Source organism: Streptomyces sp. NPDC085481 (assembly GCF_044541845.1).
Taxonomy (GTDB): domain Bacteria; phylum Actinomycetota; class Actinomycetes; order Streptomycetales; family Streptomycetaceae; genus Streptomyces.
This window is the reverse complement of the sequence record NZ_JBITTJ010000011.1, coordinates 58,115-78,858: the sequence shown is the minus strand read 5'-3', so window position 1 is coordinate 78,858 and position 20,744 is coordinate 58,115. Positions and strand designations below refer to the sequence as shown.

The 20,744-nt window shown below is 72.3% G+C and carries 13 protein-coding genes and 2 pseudogenes; 11 read left to right on the top strand and 4 right to left on the bottom strand.

The window, feature by feature from the left end:
• The first annotated feature begins 25 nt into the window (after positions 1-25).
• The 4 genes from ACIGEZ_RS22870 to ACIGEZ_RS22855 all read left to right on the top strand — a co-directional run bounded on the left by ACIGEZ_RS22870 (position 26) and on the right by ACIGEZ_RS22855 (position 4,914).
• Positions 26-1,582 carry a phytoene desaturase family protein gene (locus tag ACIGEZ_RS22870; protein WP_399833874.1) on the top strand — a complete coding sequence of 519 codons (1,557 nt, stop codon included), beginning with the start codon at positions 26-28 and terminating at the stop codon, positions 1,580-1,582.
• A gap of 167 nt (positions 1,583-1,749) precedes the next feature.
• Complete coding sequence (gene tdh / locus ACIGEZ_RS22865; RefSeq protein ID WP_399834219.1) at positions 1,750-2,784, top strand: L-threonine 3-dehydrogenase; 1,035 nt, start codon at positions 1,750-1,752, stop codon at positions 2,782-2,784.
• Positions 2,785-2,786: 2 nt separating this feature from the next.
• The gene (locus ACIGEZ_RS22860; RefSeq protein ID WP_399833872.1) at positions 2,787-3,986 is read left to right on the top strand and encodes a glycine C-acetyltransferase; all 1,200 of its coding nucleotides are present in this window, start codon (positions 2,787-2,789) and stop codon (positions 3,984-3,986) included.
• A 4-nt stretch (positions 3,987-3,990) separates the two neighbouring features.
• Positions 3,991-4,914, top strand: coding sequence for a LysR family transcriptional regulator (locus tag ACIGEZ_RS22855; protein ID WP_399833870.1), 924 nt, complete (start codon positions 3,991-3,993; stop codon positions 4,912-4,914).
• Positions 4,915-4,964: 50 nt separating this feature from the next.
• On the opposite strand, the gene ACIGEZ_RS22850 is transcribed toward ACIGEZ_RS22855, so the two are convergent.
• Positions 4,965-6,812 (bottom strand): serine hydrolase, encoded by a 1,848-nt coding sequence (locus ACIGEZ_RS22850; protein WP_399833868.1) that lies wholly within the window; start codon positions 6,810-6,812, stop codon positions 4,965-4,967.
• Between the two features lie 98 nt (positions 6,813-6,910).
• On the opposite strand from ACIGEZ_RS22850, the gene ACIGEZ_RS22845 reads away from it, so the two are divergent.
• The 3 genes and pseudogenes from ACIGEZ_RS22845 (at position 6,911) to ACIGEZ_RS22835 (ending at position 10,648) form a co-directional block, all read left to right on the top strand.
• Entirely contained in the window at positions 6,911-8,020 is a 1,110-nt protein-coding gene (locus ACIGEZ_RS22845) for an NAD(P)H-dependent flavin oxidoreductase (RefSeq protein ID WP_399833866.1), read from the top strand.
• Positions 8,017-9,567 carry an acyl-CoA synthetase gene (locus ACIGEZ_RS22840; RefSeq protein WP_399833864.1) on the top strand — a complete coding sequence of 517 codons (1,551 nt, stop codon included), beginning with the start codon at positions 8,017-8,019 and terminating at the stop codon, positions 9,565-9,567. Before ACIGEZ_RS22845 ends, ACIGEZ_RS22840 begins: the two co-directional genes overlap by 4 nt.
• Before the next feature lie 81 nt (positions 9,568-9,648).
• Positions 9,649-10,648: pseudogene (locus ACIGEZ_RS22835) on the top strand (calcium:proton antiporter).
• On the opposite strand, the pseudogene ACIGEZ_RS22830 reads toward ACIGEZ_RS22835, so the two are convergent.
• A pseudogene (locus tag ACIGEZ_RS22830) lies at positions 10,638-13,049 on the bottom strand (penicillin acylase family protein). The pseudogenes ACIGEZ_RS22835 and ACIGEZ_RS22830 sit on opposite strands and share 11 nt — an antisense overlap.
• 112 nt (positions 13,050-13,161) lie before the next feature.
• Between ACIGEZ_RS22830 and ACIGEZ_RS22825 the strand changes: the two are divergent.
• Positions 13,162-14,697, top strand: a complete 1,536-nt coding sequence (locus ACIGEZ_RS22825) for a fatty acyl-CoA synthetase (protein WP_399833862.1) — start codon at positions 13,162-13,164, stop codon at positions 14,695-14,697.
• A 12-nt stretch (positions 14,698-14,709) separates the two neighbouring features.
• On the opposite strand, the gene ACIGEZ_RS22820 is transcribed toward ACIGEZ_RS22825, so the two are convergent.
• Both ACIGEZ_RS22820 and paaK read right to left on the bottom strand, forming a co-directional pair.
• A complete protein-coding gene (locus tag ACIGEZ_RS22820; RefSeq protein ID WP_399833860.1) occupies positions 14,710-15,090 on the bottom strand; it encodes a VOC family protein in 381 nt (126 codons plus the stop codon).
• Between the two features lie 40 nt (positions 15,091-15,130).
• Positions 15,131-16,429 (bottom strand): phenylacetate--CoA ligase PaaK, encoded by a 1,299-nt coding sequence (gene paaK / locus ACIGEZ_RS22815; RefSeq protein WP_399833858.1) that lies wholly within the window; start codon positions 16,427-16,429, stop codon positions 15,131-15,133.
• Positions 16,430-16,733: 304 nt separating this feature from the next.
• Between paaK and ACIGEZ_RS22810 the strand changes: the two genes are divergently transcribed.
• The 3 genes from ACIGEZ_RS22810 (at position 16,734) to ACIGEZ_RS22800 (ending at position 20,733) form a co-directional block, all read left to right on the top strand.
• Positions 16,734-18,167, top strand: a complete 1,434-nt coding sequence (locus ACIGEZ_RS22810; RefSeq protein WP_399833856.1) for a family 2B encapsulin nanocompartment shell protein — start codon at positions 16,734-16,736, stop codon at positions 18,165-18,167.
• Between the two features lie 194 nt (positions 18,168-18,361).
• Positions 18,362-19,507: a type III polyketide synthase gene (locus ACIGEZ_RS22805; RefSeq protein WP_399833854.1), complete on the top strand. Its 1,146-nt coding sequence runs from the start codon at positions 18,362-18,364 to the stop codon at positions 19,505-19,507.
• Positions 19,504-20,733, top strand: coding sequence for a cytochrome P450 (locus tag ACIGEZ_RS22800; protein WP_399833852.1), 1,230 nt, complete (start codon positions 19,504-19,506; stop codon positions 20,731-20,733). Before ACIGEZ_RS22805 ends, ACIGEZ_RS22800 begins: the two co-directional genes overlap by 4 nt.
• Positions 20,734-20,744: the final 11 nt, after the last annotated feature.

Below are 20,744 nucleotides of genomic sequence, written 5' to 3'. Positions count from 1 at the left end.
GGCCCCCGAGGTGCTAGCAAGGGGCATGACCGCACAGCGCTCGTACGACGCCGTCATCGTCGGCGGTGGGCACAACGGCCTCGTCGCCGCCGCCTACCTCGCCCGCGCGGGACGCAGCGTCCTCGTCCTCGAACGGCTCGACTCGACCGGCGGGGCCGCCGTCTCCACCCGGCCCTTCCCCGGGGTGGACGTCCGGCTCTCCCGCTACTCGTACCTCGTCTCCCTGCTCCCCGAGAAGATCGTCCGCGACCTGGACCTGCGCTTCTCGGTGCGGAAACGGTCCGTCTCCTCGTACACCCCGTACGGCGACACCGGGCTCCTCGTCGGCGGCGGACCGGACCGCACCCGGGCCTCCTTCGCCGCGCTCACCGGCTCGGACCGGGAGTACGAGGCGTGGCAGGCCTTCTACGGCCGCACCGAGCGGGCCGCGCGCCGGATCTTCCCCACGCTCACCGAGCCGTTGCCGAGCCGGGACGCGCTGCGGGTCCTGGTCGACGACGAGGACACCTGGGGCATGCTCTTCGAGCAGCCGATCGGCGTCGCCGTGGAGAAGAACTTCGCCAGTGACCTGGTGCGCGGCGTCGTCCTGACCGACGCCCTGATCGGCACCTTCGCCGACGCCCACGACCCCTCCCTGCTGCAGAACCGCTGCTTCCTCTACCACGTCATCGGCGGCGGCACCGGCGACTGGGACGTGCCCGTCGGCGGCATGGGCGCCCTCACCGACTGCCTTGCCACCGCCGCCCGTTCGGCCGGCGCGACGATCCTCACCGGGCACGAGGCCCTGCGGATCGACACCGACGGCACCCGCGCCGAGGTCACCTACCGCACCGCCGACGGCGAAGGCGTCGTCGCGGCGGACCACGTCCTCGTGAACGCCTCCCCGCAGGCGCTCGCCGCCCTCCTCGGCGAGGAGGCCCCGGAGCCCGCCGAGGGCGCCCAGCTCAAGGTCAACATGGTGCTCACCCGGCTGCCGAGGCTCCGCGACCGCTCCGTCGACCCGCGCGAGGCGTTCTCCGGTACCTTCCACATCGCCGAGGGTTACGAGCAGCTGGGGACCGCGTACGCCGAGGCCGCCGCCGGCCGGCTGCCCGGGGCCCCGCCCTCCGAGATCTACTGCCACACCCTGACCGACCCGAGCATCCTCGGCCCCGAGGCCGCCGCCCGCGGCTACCAGACCCTGACCCTGTTCGGACTGCACGCGCCCGCCCGGCTGTTCGCCGCCGATCCCGGCGGCGCCCGCGAGGCCCTGCTCAAGGCCACTCTCGCCCAGCTGGACGCGTGCCTCGACGAGCCGATCGCCGACTGCCTGGCCCGCGACGCCGACGGCCGCCCCTGCATCGAGGCGAAGAGCCCGCTCGACCTCGAACACGAGCTGCGGCTGCCCGGCGGGCACATCTTCCACCGCGACCTCTCCTTCCCCTACGGGGAAGCAGGGGAGACAGCCGAGGCGGGGGAACGGCGCTGGGGCGTCGAGACCGCGCACGCCAACGTGCTGCTCTGCGGCGCGGGCGCCATCAGGGGCGGCGGAGTGAGCGGGGTGCCCGGCCACAACGCGGCGATGGCGGTGCTCGGAGGCTGACGCAGCAGCTGCCTCCGCCGGCGGCGTGAAGCTGATCTGCGAAGCCGCTTAAGAAAACCTCGATGGACCACGGGCCCGACGTACGGAAGATTCTCTTCCAGGATCCTGGCGCTTCGCCGTGTCAAGATCCTGCACATCACAGGACGCGTACGTCGGGAGCCGTGACATTGAAGGCGCTGGTCAAGCAGAAGGCGGAGCCGGGACTCTGGCTCACGGACGTACCCGAGCCGGAGACGGGACACGGTGACGTCCTGATCAAGGTCAAGCGGACCGGTATCTGCGGCACCGACCTGCACATCCGTTCCTGGGACGGCTGGGCGCAGAAGACCATCACCACGCCGCTGACGCTCGGCCACGAGTTCGTCGGCGAGGTCGTCGAGACCGGCCGCGACGTCACCGACGTGGCGGTCGGCGACCTGGTCAGCGGCGAGGGCCACCTGGTCTGCGGCAAGTGCCGCAACTGCCTGGCCGGCCGCCGTCACCTGTGCCGCGCCACCGTCGGCCTCGGCGTGGGCCGCGACGGCGCCTTCGCCGAGTACGTCGTGCTGCCCGCCTCCAACGTGTGGGTGCACCGCGTCCCGGTCGACCTCGACGTCGCCGCGATCTTCGACCCCTTCGGCAACGCGGTGCACACCGCCCTCTCCTTCCCGCTGGTCGGCGAGGACGTCCTCGTGACCGGCGCCGGCCCGATCGGCATCATGGCCGCCGCGGTCGCCAAGCACGCCGGCGCGCGCCACGTCGTCATCACCGACGTCAGCGAGGAGCGCCTGGCCCTGGCCCGCAAGGCGGGTGTGTCGCTCGCCCTCAACGTCGCCGAGCAGAGCATCGCCGACGGCCAGCGCACCCTCGGCCTCAAGGAGGGCTTCGACGTCGGCCTGGAGATGTCCGGCAACCCGCGCGCGATGCGCGACATGGTCGCCAACATGACCAACGGCGGCAAGATCGCCATGCTCGGACTGCCCAGCGAGGACTTCTCCGTCGACTGGGCGAAGATCGTCACCTCGATGATCACCATCAAGGGCATCTACGGCCGGGAGATGTTCGAGACCTGGTACGCCATGTCCGTGCTCCTGGAGGGCGGACTCGACCTGGCCCCGGTGATCACCGGCCGCTACGACTACCGCGACTTCGACGCGGCCTTCGACGACGCCGCGTCCGGCAAGGGCGGCAAGATCATCCTCGACTGGACCTCTGGAGCCTGAACATGTTCGATTCCGTACGCGACGACGTCCGCGCCACCCTCGAGGAGATCAGGCAGGCCGGCCTCCACAAGCCCGAGCGGGTCATCGGCACCCCCCAGTCCGCCACCGTCGCGGTGACCGCGGGCGGCCGCCCCGGCGAGGTGCTGAACTTCTGCGCCAACAACTACCTGGGCCTGGCCGACCACCCCGAGGTCGTCGCAGCCGCCCACGAGGCGCTGGACCGCTGGGGTTACGGCATGGCGTCCGTCCGCTTCATCTGCGGCACCCAGGAGGTCCACAAGGAGCTCGAGGCACGCCTGTCGAGCTTCCTCGGCCAGGAGGACACGATCCTCTACTCCTCCTGCTTCGACGCCAACGGCGGCGTCTTCGAGACCCTGCTCGGCCCCGAGGACGCCGTCATCTCCGACGCCCTCAACCACGCCTCGATCATCGACGGCATCCGCCTGTCCAAGGCCCGCCGCTTCCGCTACGCCAACCGCGACATGGCCGACCTGGAGCAGCAGCTCAAGGAGGCCACCGAGGGCGGCGCGCGGCGCAAGCTGGTCGTCACCGACGGCGTGTTCTCCATGGACGGCTACGTCGCGCCGCTCGCCGAGATCTGCGACCTGGCCGAGCGCTACGACGCCATGGTCATGGTCGACGACTCGCACGCCGTCGGCTTCGTCGGCCCCGGCGGCCGCGGCACGCCCGAGCTGCACGGCGTCATGGACCGGGTCGACATCATCACCGGCACCCTCGGCAAGGCCCTCGGCGGCGCGTCCGGCGGTTACGTCGCGGCCCGCGCCGAGATCGTCGCCCTGCTGCGCCAGCGCTCGCGCCCGTACCTGTTCTCCAACACCCTCGCCCCGGTCATCGCCGCCGCGTCCCTGAAGGTCATCGACCTCCTGGAGTCGGCCGGCGACCTGCGCGAGCGGCTGAACGCCAACACCGAGCTGTTCCGGCGCCGGATGACCGACGAGGGCTTCGACATTCTCCCCGGCGACCACGCCATCGCCCCCGTCATGATCGGCGACGCCGCCGAGGCCGGCCGGATGGCGGAGCTGCTCCTGGAGCGCGGTGTGTACGTGATCGGCTTCTCCTACCCGGTCGTGCCGCAGGGCCAGGCGCGCATCCGCGTCCAGCTCTCCGCCGCCCATTCGTCGGATGATGTGAACCGGGCTGTGGACGCGTTCGTCGACGCGCGCGCCGCCCTGCGAAACTAGGGGCATGATCGAAGCGCGGCGGCTGCACATCCTCCGGGCGGTGGCCGACCACCGCACCGTCACAGCGGCTGCCGCCGCGCTCTACCTCACCCCCTCCGCGGTCTCCCAGCAGCTCGCCGCGCTGGAGCAGGAGACCGGCCACCGGCTCGTGGACCGCAGCGCCCGTGGCGCCCGGCTCACGCCCGCCGGCGAGATCCTGCTGAGCCACGCCAACGCCGTTCTGGCCCAGCTGGAGCGGGCCGAGGCCGAGCTCGCCGCGTACGGCTCCGGCGAGGCGGGCACGGTGACGGTGGCCGCCTTCGCCACCGGCATCGGCCTCGTCGTCGCCCCCGCCATCGGCGCCCTCGCCCGTACCTCGCCCGGCATCCGGGTCCGCGTCCAGGACGCCGAGGGCGACGAGAGCCTGCTCATGGTCCTGGACCGGCAGGTCGACGTGGCCGTCGCCGTCGAGTACCGCGGGGCGCCCGGCGAGGACGACGCCCGCCTCACCCGCGTGCCGCTGTACGCCGAGCCGTTCGACGTGGTGCTGCCGCCGGACCACGGGCTCGCCGCACGGGAGCGGATCGCGCTCGCCGACCTCGCCAAGGACTCCTGGATCGGCCAGTCCGCCGGCAATCCGTGCCATGACGTGACCGTCCTGGCCTGCGAGTACGCCGGTTTCGCGCCCGTCTTCGAGCACATCTCCGACGACTTCCGCGCCGTCGTCGCCCTCGCCGCGGCCGGCGCGGGCGTCGCCCTCGTACCCCGCTCCGCGCTGCGCGGTGCCGACCTCACCGACGTCGTCGTCCGCCCGGTGGACGGCGTCGCCCCCACCCGCCGGGTCTTCGCGGCGGTACGGCGCGGAGCCGAGGACCACCCCCTGATCCGCCCGGTCCTGGCCGCCCTCGGTGACGCCGCCCGCCCGGAACCCGCCCCCGAGACGCCTTAGGGGGAGATCGGCGATCCCCGGGCGCACGCCGGCCGGCCGTACCCGGCCGCTCAGTCCGCCGAGGCCGTCCACCCCGTCGCCTCGATCCGGGACCCGTCCGCCGGGCGGGCCTCGTCGAAGACGGGGTGACCGGTGGCGTCCAGGACCCGTACGGCGTCCACGTACACCCCGCGTCCCGCGTAGCGGGCGTCGGTCGCGTAGCGCCAGCGGAGCCGTACGGGTGCCGGCGCGAAGGCGGACAGGTCGGCGGACAGCCCGTACCACTCGCGGCCCGACCAGCCGCTCACCGCGCCGGTCGGGTGCTCCTCCCGGTGTCCGCCCCGGCGGGCGGTGGTGGTGAACGGCACCGGCGCCCAGTGCGCCCCGCCGTCCGCCGAGGCCTCGAGGAAGGCGGCGTCCGCGCCCGGTTCGGTGTCCCACCACAGGCCGCACTCGAAGCGCGCGGCCCCCGGCAGGTCCGGCAACGTGAGGGTGGCGGTGGCGGGGCCCGCCATGCCGGAGAACCAGGACGCACGACCCCGGGCCGGCCGCACCGGTACGGCCCGGGCGAGCCGGTCCGCCGCGGCGACGCGCGGGGCGGAGCCGGAGCGCCAGGTGCGCACCGGGTGCACGGAGTTGCCGAGGACGATCAGGAAGGCGTCGGTCGTCGGGTCGAGGACCAGGCTGGTGCCGGTGAACCCGGTGTGCCCCGCGGTGCGCGGCGTGGCCATGGCGCCCATGTACCAGTGCTGGTAGAGCTCGAAGCCGAGGCCGTGCTCGTCGCCGGGAAAGGCGGTGTTGAAGTCGGTGAACATCAGTTCCACCGACGCGGGCGAGAGGATCCGGGCCTCGCCGTACGCCCCGCCGTTGAGGAGGGTCCGGGCGAGGACGGCGAGGTCCCAGGCGCAGGAGAACACACCGGCGTGACCTGCCACGCCGCCCATGCCGTAGGCGTTCTCGTCGTGGACCTCGCCCCACACCATCCCGCGGTCGAGCCCGGACCAGGGCCTGCGGGCGTCCTCCGTCGCCGCGATCCGGGGCCGCCACGAGAGCGGGGGATTGAACCGGGTGCGGTGCATCCCGAGCGGACCGGTGATCTCGGTTCGCAGCAGCGCGTCCAGCGTGCGACCGGTGATCTCCTCCAGGACCAGCTGCAGGGTGATGAGGTTCAGATCGGAGTAGCGGTAGACGGTGCCCGGTGGGTCGGCCGGCACCTCGTTCCACAGCAGCCGCAGCTGCCCCTCCCGGGTCGGCTCCTTGTAGAGCGGGATCCAGGCGCGGAACCCCGAGGTGTGCGTGAGCAGCTGACGGACCGTGATGTCCTGCTTGCCGCCGCCCCCGAACTCGGGAAGATGCGCGGTGACCTTCTCCTCGAGCCCGAGGGTCCCGCGCTCGATCTGCTGCACCGCCAGGATCGAGGTGAACAGCTTGGAGACCGAGGCCAGGTCGAAGACCGTGTCCTCGCCCATGGCGATCTGCTGCTGCGCCGGCAGCTCGACGCCGGTGTCGCTCTTCTCGTCGTACGCCGCGTAGCGCACCGCCATCCCGATCGGCCGGTGCAGCGCGACCGTTCCCCCGCGCCCCGCGAGCAGCACCGCGCCCGCGTACCAGGGGTGGGTGGGGGAGGGCCGCAGGAAGGCCTCGGCGTCGGTGACCAGGCCGTCCAGCTGTGCCGGCAGCAGCCCGGCCCGCTCGGCCGAGCCGCGGCGCAGCGTGATCCGCCGTGCCCCGCCGAAGCCCGGTCCGTGGCCGCCGCCGGCCCCGGGGCCGGGAGTCGCTCCCGAGCCCGCCCCGGGCTCAGGAGCCGCTCCGGCCCCCGGCACCGTACCGATCATCAGCGCACCTCCCAGGGCCAGGACCCCGCCGCCGAACGCGCGGCGGCTCGGTCCCGGTCCCCTGAACCTCGTCGTCTCCGTCATGCCCACCCTCTCCCACCGTGCTCCCCGGACCGAAACAATCTGACACTGCATCAGAAAATCTCTTCCCTCGGCACACCGGCTGCGGCACCATGCCGCCCATGAAGACGGAGCTGAGTCGGAAACTGGGGATCGAGCACGCCATCTTCGGCTTCACGCCCTTCCCCGCGGTGGCCGCCGCCATCACCAGAGCAGGCGGATTCGGCGTCCTCGGCGCCGTCCGCTACACCGCCCCCGACGACCTCGCCCGCGACCTCGACTGGATGCAGGAGCACACCGACGGGCTGCCCTACGGCCTCGACGTCGTCATGCCAGCGAAGAAGGTCGAGGGGGTGACCGAGGCCGACGTCGAGGCGATGATCCCCGAGGGGCACCGCGAGTTCGTCCGCGCGACCCTCGCCAAGCACGGCGTCCCCGAACTCGCCGACGGCGAGGCCTCCGGCTGGCGCATCACCGGCTGGATGGAGCAGGTCGCCCGCGGCCAGCTCGACGTCGCCTTCGACTACCCCATCAAACTCCTCGCCAACGCCCTCGGCTCGCCACCCGCCGACGTCGTCGCCCGCGCCCACGACCACGGCGTCCTCGTCGCCGCCCTCGCCGGCAGTGCCCGGCACGCCCGCCACCACGCCGAGGCCGGCATCGACATCGTCGTCGCCCAGGGCTACGAGGCCGGCGGCCACACCGGTGAGATCGCCTCCATGGTCCTCACCCCCGAGGTCGTCGAAGCCGTCTCTCCGCTGCCCGTGCTCGCCGCCGGCGGCATCGGGAGCGGGGAGCAGATCGCCGCCGGACTCGCCCTCGGTGCCCAGGGCGTCTGGCTCGGCTCCCTCTGGCTCACCACCACCGAGGCCGAGCTGCACTCCCGCGCGCTCACCGCGAAGCTCCTCGCGGCCGGCTCGGGCGACACCGTCCGTTCCCGCGCCCTGACCGGCAAGCCCGCCCGGCAGCTGCGCACCGAGTGGACCGACGCCTGGGACGACCCCGCGGGACCCGGCACGCTGCCCATGCCGCTGCAGGGGCTGCTCGTCGCCGAGGCCGTCTCGCGGATCCAGAAGTACGAGATCGCCCCCCTGCTCGGCACTCCCGTCGGCCAGATCGTCGGCCGGATGAACTCCGAACGCAGCGTCCAGCAGGTCTTCGACGACCTCACCCGCGGCTTCGAGCGGGCCGTCGACCGGATCGACCGCATCGCCGGAAGGAGCGCGCAGTGACCGAAGGTCCCAACGGCTTCTGGTCCCAGGCCGCAGCCGACCCCGCCCGTACTGTCCTGATCGCACCCGACGGCGAGGAGTGGACCGCCGGACGGCTGCACGCCGACGTCAACCGGCTGGTCCACGGCCTGCGCGCGGCCGGTCTCGAGCGCGGCGACGTCTTCGCCGTGGTCCTGCCCAACGGCGTCCCGTTCCTCACCGCGTATCTCGCCGCCGCGCAGGCCGGTTTCTATCTCGTCCCCGTCAACCACCACCTGGTCGGGCCCGAGATCGCCTGGATCGTCTCCGACTCGGGCGCCAAGGTCCTCATCGCCCACGAGCGTTTCGCGGCGGCCGCCACCGCGGCCGCCGACGAGGCGGGCCTGCCCGCGAGCCACCGCTACGGCGTCGGCGAGCTGCCCGGCTTCCGGCCGTACGCCGAACTCCTGGACGGGCAGCCCGAGTCCGCACCCGGGGACCGCACCCTCGGCTGGGTGATGAACTACACCTCGGGCACCACCGGCCGCCCCCGCGGCATCCGCCGCCCGCTGCCCGGCAAGCTCCCCGAGGAGACCTACCTCGGAGGCTTCCTCGGCATCTTCGGCATCAAGCCCTTCGACGACAACGTCCACCTGGTCTGCTCGCCGCTCTACCACACGGCCGTGCTCCAGTTCGCCGGCGCCGCGCTGCACATCGGACACCCCCTGGTCCTCATGGACAAGTGGACCCCCGAGGAGATGCTGCGGCTCATCGACGCCCACCGCTGCACCCACACGCACATGGTGCCCACCCAGTTCCACCGGCTGCTCGCACTGCCCGAGGAGACCAGGAGCCGCTACGACGTCTCCTCCATGCGGCACGCCATCCACGGCGCCGCGCCCTGCCCCGAGCACGTCAAGCGGGCGATGATCGACTGGTGGGGCCACTGCGTCGAGGAGTACTACGCGGCCAGCGAGGGCGGCGGCGCCTTCGCCACCGCCGAGGACTGGCTGAAGAAGCCCGGCACCGTCGGCCGTGCCTGGCCCATCAGCGAACTCGCCGTCTTCGACGACGACGGCAAGCGGCTGCCGCCGGGCGAGGTCGGCACCGTCTACATGAAGATGAGCACCGGCGGCTTCCGCTACCACAAGGACGAGGCGAAGACCGCAAAGAACCGCATCGGCGACTACTTCACCGTCGGCGACCTCGGCGTCCTCGACGAGGACGGCTACCTCTTCCTCCGCGACCGCAAGATCGACATGATCATCTCCGGTGGCGTCAACATCTACCCCGCCGAGATCGAGGCCGCGCTCCTCGCCCACCCCGCCGTCGCCGACGCCGCCGCCTTCGGCATCCCGCACGCCGACTGGGGCGAGGAGGTCAAGGCCGTCGTCGAGCCCGCCGACGGCCACGAGCCGGGCCCGGCCCTCGCCGCCGCCGTCCTGGCCCACTGCGAGACCCACCTGGCCTCCTACAAGCGCCCCAAGACGGTCGACTTCATCGCGACCATGCCCCGCGACCCCAACGGAAAGCTCTACAAGCGCCGCCTGCGCGACCCGTACTGGGAGGGCCACGAACGGCCGATGTGACGTTTCCCCTGAGTCCCTGTCAGGCCCTCGCCGTACGCGGCGCACGGAGGACGTTCCTCCGCATATGGCAGGATTCAGGGCATGAGTTCGACGACGGCAGGACCGGCACGACAGTGGACGACGTGGGGCCCGGTGGTCGCCGCCGCGGGGCTCGCCCTGGGCTGGGGGCGTGACCTGCCGGGGTTCGCGGTGGTGCTCATCGTCCTCTGCCTCTTCGCCGCCGTGCTCTCGGCCGTTCATCACGCCGAGGTCATCGCCCACCGCGTCGGCGAACCCTACGGCTCCCTCGTGCTCGCCGTCGCCGTCACCGTCATCGAGGTCGGACTGATCGTCACCCTGATGGTCGGAGGCGGTGACAAGGCGACCAGCTACGCCCGGGACACCGTCTTCGCCGCCGTCATGATCACCTGCAACGGCATCGTCGGTCTCTCCCTGCTCGTGGGCGCGTTGCGCAACCGGACCGCCGTCTTCAACGCCGAGGGCTCCGGCGGCGAGCTCGCCATCGTGTGCACCCTCGCGACCATGACGCTGGTCCTCCCCACGTTCACCACGAGCCACCCCGGACCCGAGTTCTCCTCCGCCCAGCTGGCCTTCGCCGCGGTCGCCTCGCTCCTGCTGTACGGGGTGTTCGTCGCCGTCCAGACGGTTCGCCACCGCGACTACTTCCTGCCGGTGCCCCGGCCGGGGCAGGACGGCAAGGAGTCCGAGGACGAGCACGCCGAGCCGCCGTCCGCGCGTGCCACCTGGTTCAGCGTCGGACTGCTCCTGCTGGCTCTCGTCGCGGTCGTCGGCAACGCGAAGCTCATGCGCCGCCCGCCGGGACCGGATGCAGACCAGCATGAACCTGGCCTACGGCTCCGCCATCGCCAGCATCGGCCTCACCATCCCGTCGATCGCGCTCGCCTCGATCTGGCTGAAGGGGCCCCTGATCCTTGGCCTGGGACCCCTCCACATGGTGCTGTTCGTGCTCACCGCCGTGGTGAGCGCCCTGACCGTGGTGCCCGGGCGGGCCACCCTGCTCCAGGGCAGCGTCCACCTCTCGATCTTCGCCGCCTTCGTGTTCCTGTCGTTCAGCCCCTGACGACCACGATCCTCAGGCCGGGCGAGCGCGCGATGTCCTGCTCGCAGAACCGGGAGGTCACCCAGCGCTCGCCGGAGAACAGCCGGGTCTGGTCGGCGTAGTGCGCCGAGGCGGGGTTCGAGGACTGGGAGTACGTCAGGAGCGTGCGCGCCACCGGACACCGCCCGCCGTCCCAGCCGACCGCCTGCACATGGCTGCTGCCGTGCGCCACCTCCGTGTAGCCGCCGCCCGCCGGATTCCACACCGGCTCCGCCTTGTTCCAGACGCCCAGCGCCTCGGTGCCGCCGCTCACCGGGATGCGGGCCCCGTTCCGTACCACGAACTGGTGCTGCCCCAGCGGCGCGTCGAGCGCGATCCCGGCCCCCCGCAGCTCGGCCACCGCGTCCTTCAGGGCCTTGGCGAAGGCGGGGGAGCCGGTGTTGAGGGTGTGCGGGGTGCGGACCGGGTCGGCGGCCGAAAACGGCACCTTCTACTGTTCCGACACCGGCGCCCCGGCCGTGAACCTCCGCCAGAACCGGTCGAAGAGCAGCGCGCCGCGGCTGTCGCTGTCCACCGTGCGGTCCCAGGCCCCGATCACCCGGCAGGCCTCGGGGTCGTCGGCGAGCACCGCAGCGCAGGCCCGGGCCGCGTCGGCCGCCGCCAGGTCGCCGGCGGGCGCCCGGTCGGCGAACTGCTGGCGCTGCAGATCGGCCACGGTCAGCCTGCCGCGTGCGGCCATCGCCGCCACGTCCTCGACACCGCCGCGGGTGCGCAGCGAGCGCGGGGTGCCGACGGTGCCGAAGACCCGCTCGTAACCGGTCAGCGGCCGGTCGGCGTTGGCGAGCCAGGCGCTGTCGTTGGAGTTCTCGACGTACGGGGCGTCCCGGAGCACCGGCATCCGCGCCGGCCCGAAGACGCCCGGCTGCACCGCGTCCGGGTCCGAGCCGAGCGCGCAGTCCCCGCGCGCGCCGTCGAGCACCGCGACGCCGGAGGCCGGGTAGGTGGCCCGGCCGAGCGGGGTGGAGCAGCGCTGGGCGAGCTCGTCGGTGATGCGCGGCAGCACCTGCGCCTGGGTGAACAGGGTGTGGCCCGTGGAGTCGGCGGCGATCGTGTTGACCCACGGCAGTCCCTGGGTGCGCCGCAGGGTGTCGACGAGGTCCCGGGTGGAGCGGGCCTTGCCGAAGCCGAGTGCGGTGTCGGAGGCGCGCAGGTTGGCCGCGTTGGGGTCGTTCAGGGCGAAGGCCGTCGTCGCCGTCCACGGCAGCGGCAGCTGCGCGCCGAGACCCGAGACGACCGGCCCGTACCGGGTCCACCACTGGGTACGGGTGACGGGGGAGCCGTCCTTGACGGCGACCGTGACGGTGCGCCGGGTCATCTTCTCCGGCCTGCCGTCCACGAGGTACGCGGTGGCGTCGGCCGGGTCGAGGGTGAGCTGGTGCAGGTTGAACGGGACGCCGGTGGCGACGGTGTGGCTCCACGCGACCCGGTCGTTGAAGCCGATGTTCACGACGGCGGTGCCGAGCAGGGACGCGCCGGAGACGTTCAACTCGCCCGGGATGGTCTGCTGGGACTGCCAGAAGCGCCGCCCGCCCTGCCAGGGGTAGTGCGGATTGCCCAGCAGCAGACCACGGCCGCCGGCGGTCGTGGCGCCCTGGAAGGCGACGGCGTTGGAGCCCATGGTGGCGTTCTCGGCCGCGAGCAGCTCGCGGGCCGCCTCGGCCGTGCGGCGGGCGTCGGGAAGCCCGTCGGCAGTGGATCCGGCGGGCGGCCGGGCCGAGGTGATGCCGTCCACGCCGCGGCCCTGGCCGCCGAGGACGGAGACCGCGTAGCCGCGCCGTGCCACGTCGAGGGCGGTGACCGGCCGCACCCAGGCGGCGTCCTTGCAGGCCGGGTCGGTGACGGGGTTCTTCCTGAGCCACGCGTTGTAACCGGCCGCCCAGCCGCGCATCAGCTCCGTGATCTGCCAGCTCGGACCGGCCGGGGCGGGCGCGGCGAGCAGGGCCTCGACGGTGCCGGCCTCCTTGACCCCGCGGAAGTACAGGTCGCTGGAGAGGTTCCCGGCCGCCGACGACAGGGACCCGTCGGGGGCTGCGCCGGCACCGAAGTAGCGGGAGCGCTCGCCGTTCACGGTCACGAAGCCGTCCGCGAGGACGCAGACCTCGTCGGCGGCCTGTGCCCAGCCGGTGCCGAAGCCGAGGCTCGCGTAGTCCCTGGCGACGATGTGCGGGATGCCGTACTCGGTGTAGCGGATGACGGCGGACAGGCCACGGTCGGGGTGGGCGACGGCCGTGGCGGGCAGCGAGGCGGTGACGGTGGCGAGGGCCGCGCCCACCAGCGCGAGCTGTCTCAGCCGGGTGGGGAAGAAGGTGCGGAAGAGCAACGTGCCTCCCAACAAGCTTGCGGTGAAAGCCGGTTGGGCCATGCACTCAGGTGAGCGCTTGCTTTGTCAACATCCCGTTCGGTATCCGAGGTCGCGGGGCGCGAGCGCGGAAGGGGTACTTGACCCGCCGCCCGGCCGCGCCCAGGATCCAGCCATGGAACGACGACTGCTCACCCTTACCGTCGACGGTGTGCTCCGCGTGAGCGCCCAGCGCGTTCCCGACCGCACCGCCCTGCGCTACGCGGACCGCGCCTGGACCTATGCCGGACTGGACGCGGCCGTCTCGGCCGCCGCGGCCGTCCTGCGCGCGCCCGGGCTCGGTCTCGCGGAGGGCGACCGCGTCGCGACCTACGCCCACAACTCCGACGCGTACCTGATCGCGTTCCTCGCCTGTGCCAGGGCCGGCCTCGTCCACGTGCCGGTCAACCACCACCTCGCCGGCGACGACCTCGACTACATCCTGAGCCAGTCGGGCAGTTCGCTCGTCCTCGCCGATCCGGCGCTCGCCGGGCGGGTCCCGGACGCCTTCCCCGTACGCGCCCTGCGGGACACCGACGACTCACTCCTCGCGGCGCTCGGCGCAGGGGACCCCGGGTCGCGGCCGGCGCCGGACCCGGAGCCGGACGACGCCGGCCGCGACGCGCGCGGTCTCGTGCAGCTGCTCTACACCTCGGGCACCACCGCCCTGCCCAAGGGCGCGATGATGACCCACCGGGCCCTGGTCCACGAGTACGCGAGCGCCATCGACGCGCTCGGCCTGCACGAGGACGACCGGCCCGTGCACTCGCTGCCGCTGTACCACTCGGCGCAGATGCACGTCTTCCTGCTGCCCTACCTCGCCGTGGGCGCGGAGAACACGATCGTCGACGGCCCCGACCCGGCCGTCCTCTTCGACCTGGTCGAGGCCGGACGCTGCGACAGCCTGTTCGCCCCGCCGACGGTCTGGATCGGGCTCGCGAACCACCCCGACTTCGCGACCCGTGACCTCTCCGCCCTCCGCAAGGCGTACTACGGCGCCTCGATCATGCCGGTACCGGTCCTGGAACGGCTCCGCGATCGCCTTCCCGCGCTGCGCTTCCACAACTGCTTCGGCCAGTCCGAGATCGGCCCGCTGGCCACCGTCCTCGGCCCCGACGAGCACGAGGGCCGGATGGACTCCTGCGGCCGGCCGGTACGCCACGTGGAAGCCAGGGTCGTGGACGAGGACGGCAAGGACGTGCCGCCCGGCACGCCCGGCGAAGTCGTCTACCGCTCCCCGCAGTTGTGCACCGGCTACTGGGACAAGCCGGAGGAGACGAAGGAGGCCTTCCGGGACGGCTGGTTCCGCTCCGGCGACCTCGCGGTGCGCGACGAGGATGGCTACTTCACGGTCGTCGACCGGGTGAAGGACGTCATCAACTCCGGGGGCGTCCTGGTCGCCCCGCGTCAGGTCGAGGACGCCCTCTACACGCACCCGGCCGTGGCCGAGGCGGCGGTCGTGGGCCTGCCCGACGCACGCTGGATCGAAGCGGTCACCGCCGTCGTCGTTCTCCGGGCCGAGGTCACCGAGGCCGAACTCCTCGCCCACGCACGGGAGAAGCTGGCCCACTTCAAGGCGCCGAAGCGGGTCCTGTTCGTCGACGAGCTGCCCCGCAACGCGAGCGGGAAGATCCTCAAGCGGGAACTGAGGGACCGCTTCGCCGCCTCGTGAGACCCGCCGATGTCAGCCCGTACGCTCCTCGGTGATGCAGAGGATGTTCCCCTCACTGTCCTTGAACCAGGCCGCGCGCATGGTGTCCGTCTCGGCCACGCCGTCGAGCGTCTTGAGGCCCGGCAGGTCGTATTCCTCGAAGGTCACGCCCTTCGACCGCAGCTCCGACATCTCCGAGTCGAGGTCGGCGACCTTCCAGCTCCCCAGCGTGTGCTGGGCCTGGCCGCCGTAGGGGGTCTCGTACAGACCGATGGTCGTACCACCGGTCTCCAGGCGGGTGTCCTCGGCTGTCTCCTTGGTCAGGGGCAGCCCGAGGGTCTCGGTGTAGAAGCGCTTCGCCCTGGCCAGGTCGCTCACCGGAATGATCGCCGCTATGGGAGAGTCCGCCAGCATCGCAACCACCTCCTCCCTCCAGGCTACGCAGCGACCGTGTTCAGCGCTCGCCCCGGGTGTCCCGCAGGTCGACGATCCGCCTGATCTTCCCCACCGAGCGCTCCAGGGTCTCCGGGTCGACCACCTCGACCCCGACCGACACCCCGATCCCGTCCTTGACGGCCGCCGCGATCGTCCGGGCCGCCTGCGCCCGCTGCTCGGCGGTCGCGTCGGGGCGGGCCTCGGCCCGTACGGTCAGGGCGTCGAGACGGCCCTCGCGGGTCAGGCGGAGCTGGAAGTGGGGGGCCACCGCGGGGGTGCGCAGGACGATCTCCTCGATCTGGGTGGGGAAGAGGTTCACCCCGCGCAGGATCACCATGTCGTCGCTGCGCCCGGTGACCTTCTCCATCCGCCGGAAGACCCGCGCGGTGCCCGGAAGCAGCCGGGTCAGGTCGCGGGTGCGGTAGCGGATCACCGGCATGGCCTCCTTGGTGAGGGAGGTGAAGACCAGTTCGCCCTCCTCGCCGTCGGGGAGCACCTCGCCGGTGATCGGGTCGACGATCTCCGGATAGAAGTGGTCCTCCCAGATGTGCAGGCCGTCCTTGGTCTCCACGCACTCCTGCGCCACGCCCGGGCCCATGACCTCGGAGAGTCCGTAGATGTCGACGGCGTCGATGGCGAAGCGCTCCTCGATCTCCCGGCGCATCTCCTCCGTCCAGGGCTCGGCGCCGAAGATGCCGACCTCGAGCGAGGTGGTGCGCGGGTCGACGCCCTGCCGCTCGAACTCGTCCAGCAGGGTGAGCATGTACGAGGGCGTCACCATGATGATCTCGGGCCGGAAGTCCTGGATGAGCTGGACCTGGCGGGCCGTCATGCCGCCGGAGGCGGGGATCACCGTACAGCCGAGCCGCTCGGCCCCGTAGTGCGCGCCGAGGCCGCCGGTGAACAGGCCGTACCCGTAGGCCACGTGCACCTTGTGGCCGGGGCGGCCGCCGGCCGCGCGGATGGAGCGGGCGACGACGTCCGCCCAGGTGTCGAGATCCCGCTCGGTGTAGCCGACGACGGTCGGCCGGCCGGTCGTGCCGCTGGAGGCGTGGATGCGGCGGATCCGGGACTGGTCGACCGCGAACATGCCGAAGGGGTAGTGCTCGCGCAGATCGGTCTTGGCGGTGAAGGGGAAGCGGGCCAGGTCGGCGAGCGAGCCGCAGTCCTCCGGGCGTACGCCCGCCTTGTCGAAGGACTGCCGGTAGAACGCCACGTTGTCGTAGGCGTGCCGCAGGGTGGCGCGCAGCCGTTCCAGCTGGAGCGCCTCCAGCTCGTCGCGTCCGAGTCGCTCGCCCGCGTCCAGCAGGTCCCTCATCCGCCGCTCCCTCGCCCTCGCGCGTGTCTCGCGCCGTCCGTCGTAAAACGGACGACCGATCATTCGGTAGATCCTTTCGGAGCCAGTAAAACCGGCCGCCCCCGGGGTTTGGCAAGAGGTGGGGGCGGGATTTCTCGGCTCGTCCGTCCGCACGGACGGCGGAGCGCTCGGGGCTCGCGGAGGGTGGTCGCCCGCCGGGAGCGCATCGGGACCGGCACGCCGGGCACCTACGCCTTGGCGACGATGCGTTACATGTGGACGCGGAGAGTGACCATCCAGTTTTTTCACGAATGGGAGTCAGTCCATGTCGGTCGACACCGAACGGGCGGCCGCCTCGGCCCCCGCGCACTCTGTCGAGACGCGCCAGGTCCAGCTCAGCCTCAGCACGGCCGCCGCGCGCAACCTCGCGACGACCACCAAGTCCGAACCCCAGATGCAGGGCATCAGCTCCCGCTGGCTGCTGCGCACGCTCCCCTGGGTGCACACCCCCGGCGGCGCCTACCGCGTCAACCGGCGCCTGTCGTACGTGGTGGGCGACGGGCGCGTCACCTTTGTGAAGAGCGGATCCAAGGTCGAGGTCGTCCCCGCCGAACTCACCGAACTGCCCCTGCTGCGCGGCTTCGACGACCCGACCGCGCTCGGCGCCCTGGCCCAGCGCTTCGTCCAGAAGCAGTACGAGCCCGGCCAGGTCATCGTCCACGCCGGCAAGAAGGCCGACCACGTCTACCTCATCGCGCACGGCAAGGTCGAGAAGACCGGCACCGGCAAGTACGGCGACGAGACCCTGCTCGGACGGCTCGGCGACGGCGACACCTTGGGCGGGCACGTCCTCGCCGACGGCGGCGGCAAGTGGGAATTCACCGCCAAGGCCGCCACCGCCGTCACCCTGCTCGCGCTGCCCCAGTCGGCGTACAAGGCCGTCGCCGGCCAGTACGACAACCTGCGCGACCACGTCCACGGCAACGGCTCCAACGGACACCACCGCCCCACCAACAGGGCCGGCGAGGCCGCGATCGAGCTCAGTGCCGGCCACTTCGGCGAGACCTCGCTGCCCGGCGCCTTCGCCGACTACGAACTCAAGCCGCGCGAGTACGAGTTGAGCGTCGCCCAGACCGTCCTCAAGGTCCACACCCGCGTCGCCGACCTCTACAACCAGCCCATGAACCAGACCGAGCAGCAGCTGCGGCTCACCGTCCAGGAGCTCCGCGAGCGCCAGGAGTACGAGCTGGTCAACAACCCCGAGTTCGGGCTGCTCAACAACGCCGACTTCGACCAGCGCATCCAGACCCACTGCGGCCCGCCCACCCCGGACGACCTCGACGACCTGCTCAGCATGCGCCGCGGCACCCAGTACCTCTTCGCCCACCCGCGGGCCATCGCCGCCTTCGGCAAGGAGTGCAACAAGCGCGGCCTCGCCCTCGGCACGGTGGACGTCGAGGGCCACCACATCCCCGCCTGGCGCGGTGTCCCGATCCTGCCCTGCGGCAAGATCCCGGTCAGCCCGCACCAGAGCTCGTCGATCATCGCGGTGCGCACCGGCGAGGACAACGAGGGCGTCATCGGCCTCTACCAGACCGGACTGCCCGACGAGATCGAGCCCGGCCTCAACTGCCGTTTCATGGGCATCGACGAGAAGGCGATCATTTCCTACCTCGTCTCCACCTACTACTCCGCCGCCATCCTCGTGCCGGACGCCGTCGGCATCCTGGAGAACGTCGAGGTACGCCCGCGCGCCTGAGCGGCCGCCACGCGGCGCCGGCGGCCTCCCGCAGGCGGCGCCTGCGACTTCCCGCAGGTCACGGGCGTCCGGAGAAGATCACACATTCGGGTGCGATTGTCCCCGGGAGAGCAGCAACGGTGCTGCGCGCAGGAGGAGGGGCCGGAAGATGAGGGGGTCCGGTCTCCCCTCACCCCCGGACGAAATGGACCGTCATGCCCGTCCTGTGCCGTCCCGCCGTCGCCGTGCCCGAGTACACGATCACGCGGGAAGAGACCCTCGAGCTGGCCCGCACCCTGCACGCGGGGCACGAGCAACTCCCGCTCGTGCTCCGCCTGATCGGGAACACCGGCGTCGCCAAGAGGCATCTGGTGCAGCCCATCGAACGCACCCTCGCCCACCCGGGCTTCGAGGCCCGCAACGCGATGTACGAGGCCCAGGCCAAGGCGCGCGTCCCCGCCGTCGTCGCCGAGGCCCTCTACCACGCGGGTCTCGAGGCGCGCGACATCGACCTCATCGTCTACGTCTCGTGCACGGGCTTCACGATGCCCTCGCTCACCGCCTGGATGATCAACACCCTGGGCTTCCGCACCGACACCCGCCAGATGCCCATCGCCCAGCTGGGCTGTGCGGCCGGCGGCGCGGCGATCAACCGGTCCCACGACTTCTGCGCCGCCTACCCCGGCGCCAACGCCCTGATCGTCGCGTGCGAGTTCTGCTCCCTGTGCTACCAGCCGGCCGACCTCACCGTCGGCAACCTGCTCTCCAACGGCCTGTTCGGCGACGCCGTCGCCGCCGCCGTCGTGCGCGGCTCCGGCGGCACCGGCGTCCGCCTCGAGCACAACGGCTCCCACCTCGTCCCCGACAGCGAGGAGTGGATCGCCTACAAGGTCCGGGAGACCGGATTCCACTTCATGCTCGACAAGCGCGTCCCCGGCACCATGGAGCAGCTCGCGCCCGCCCTCGTCGACCTCGCCGCCCGGCACGGCCGCGACGCCGGCCGCCAGGACTTCTACATCATCCACGCCGGCGGCCCCCGCATCCTCGACGACCTCGCCAAGCACCTGGACGTCGCCCCCGACATGTTCCGCTTCAGCCGGGACACCCTCACCGAATACGGCAACATCGCCAGCGCCGTCGTCCTCGACGCCCTGCGCCGGCTCTTCGACGAAGGCGGGCCCGCAGCCGGCGCCACCGGGATCGTCGCCGGCTTCGGCCCCGGCATCACCGCCGAGATCTCCCTCGGCAGCTGGACCGGCGCCGAGCCCGAGCGCCCCTCCCGCGAGACCGTCCCCCTCGGCGCTCCCCGCAGCGCCCCTCTCGTCAGCCCTCTCCCCACGACAGCGACGGTGGCCCGATGACCACGACGACGACGGCGCCCCAGGACGCCTCCGACGAGCCCCAGGTCCACTTCTGGGCCGTCCCCGACCTCACCGGACTCGACTTCGACCCGCTCCTGGCCAGGCTTCTCCACGAGGACCCGGTCACCCGGGTCCGGCTCCCGCACGGCGAGGGCCACGCCTGGCTGGTGACCCGCTACGAGGACGTCAAGTTCGTCTCCGTCGACCCGCGCTTCAGCCGGCAGGCCGTCTACGGCCGTGCCATCACCCGGCTCGCCCCCCACTTCATCCCCCTGGAAGGCGCCGTCGGCTTCGCCGACCCGCCCGACCACACCCGCATCCGGCGCGTCGTCGCCCGCGCGTTCAGCGCCCGCGCCCTGCGCACCCTGCGCGACACCGCCCAGGACGTCATGGACCGGCTCCTCGACCGCCTCGAACGCGGCGGGCCGCCCGCCGACCTGATGGAGCTGGTCAACCGGCCCTTCCCGCTCGCCATGGTCAGCGAACTCATGGGCGTCCCCGAAGGCGACCGGCCCCTCATGGGGCACTGGGCCGACACCGTCATCTCCGCCGCCGCCGGCCGCGAGGCGAGCGAACGCGCCAAGGCCGAGCTCGGCCGCTACTTCACGGAGCTCATCGGCCGCAGCCACGGCACCGGCAAGGAGACCCTCGCCGCCGTCCTCGCCGACGCCCTCGACGAGGGCACCCTCGAAGAGCACGAGGCCGTCGGCCTCGCCGCCCTCATCCAGATCAGCGGCGCCCACGCCGTCGGCAACAACAGCGCCAACATGGTGTACGCCCTGCTCACCCACCCCGAACACCTGGCCCGGCTGCGCGCCGAACCCGCGCTCCTGCCGCAGGCCGTCGACGAACTGCTCCGCTACATCCCGCACCGCAACGCCGTCGGCCTCTCCCGCATCGCCCTGGAGGACGTCGAGGTCGGCGGCGTCACCATCCCCGAGGGCGACCCCGTCTACGTCTCGTACCTCACCGCCAACCGCGACCCCTCGGTCTTCCCCGACCCCGAGAAGCTCGACTTCGACCGCGGCTACAACCCGCACGTCGCCTTCGGCCACGGCCCGCACTTCTGCCCCGGCTCCGCCCTCGCCCGCATCGAGTCCGAGATCCTGCTCGACTCCCTGTGGACCCGCTTCCCCGGCCTGCGGCTCGCCGTCCCCGACGACGAGCTCCGCTGGCAGCGCGGCGCCCTGATCCGCGGGCCCGAGACCCTGCCCGTCACCTGGTGAGAGGACCCGCA

Excerpts from the sequence above, each read along its gene's own strand:
- ACIGEZ_RS22820 (WP_399833860.1), bottom strand. The coding sequence starts at position 15,090 with ATGCTGGCGGACTCTCCCATAGCGGCGATCATTCCGGTGAGCGACCTG.
- paaK (WP_399833858.1), bottom strand. The coding sequence starts at position 16,429 with ATGAGGGACCTGCTGGACGCGGGCGAGCGACTCGGACGCGACGAGCTG.
- ACIGEZ_RS22860 (WP_399833872.1), top strand. The coding sequence starts at position 2,787 with ATGTTCGATTCCGTACGCGACGACGTCCGCGCCACCCTCGAGGAGATC.
- ACIGEZ_RS22825 (WP_399833862.1), top strand. The coding sequence starts at position 13,162 with ATGGAACGACGACTGCTCACCCTTACCGTCGACGGTGTGCTCCGCGTG.
- ACIGEZ_RS22850 (WP_399833868.1), bottom strand. The coding sequence starts at position 6,812 with ATGACGGAGACGACGAGGTTCAGGGGACCGGGACCGAGCCGCCGCGCG.
- ACIGEZ_RS22810 (WP_399833856.1), top strand. The coding sequence starts at position 16,734 with ATGTCGGTCGACACCGAACGGGCGGCCGCCTCGGCCCCCGCGCACTCT.
- ACIGEZ_RS22800 (WP_399833852.1), top strand. The coding sequence starts at position 19,504 with ATGACCACGACGACGACGGCGCCCCAGGACGCCTCCGACGAGCCCCAG.
- ACIGEZ_RS22805 (WP_399833854.1), top strand. The coding sequence starts at position 18,362 with ATGCCCGTCCTGTGCCGTCCCGCCGTCGCCGTGCCCGAGTACACGATC.
- ACIGEZ_RS22845 (WP_399833866.1), top strand. The coding sequence starts at position 6,911 with ATGAAGACGGAGCTGAGTCGGAAACTGGGGATCGAGCACGCCATCTTC.
- ACIGEZ_RS22870 (WP_399833874.1), top strand. The coding sequence starts at position 26 with ATGACCGCACAGCGCTCGTACGACGCCGTCATCGTCGGCGGTGGGCAC.
- ACIGEZ_RS22855 (WP_399833870.1), top strand. The coding sequence starts at position 3,991 with ATGATCGAAGCGCGGCGGCTGCACATCCTCCGGGCGGTGGCCGACCAC.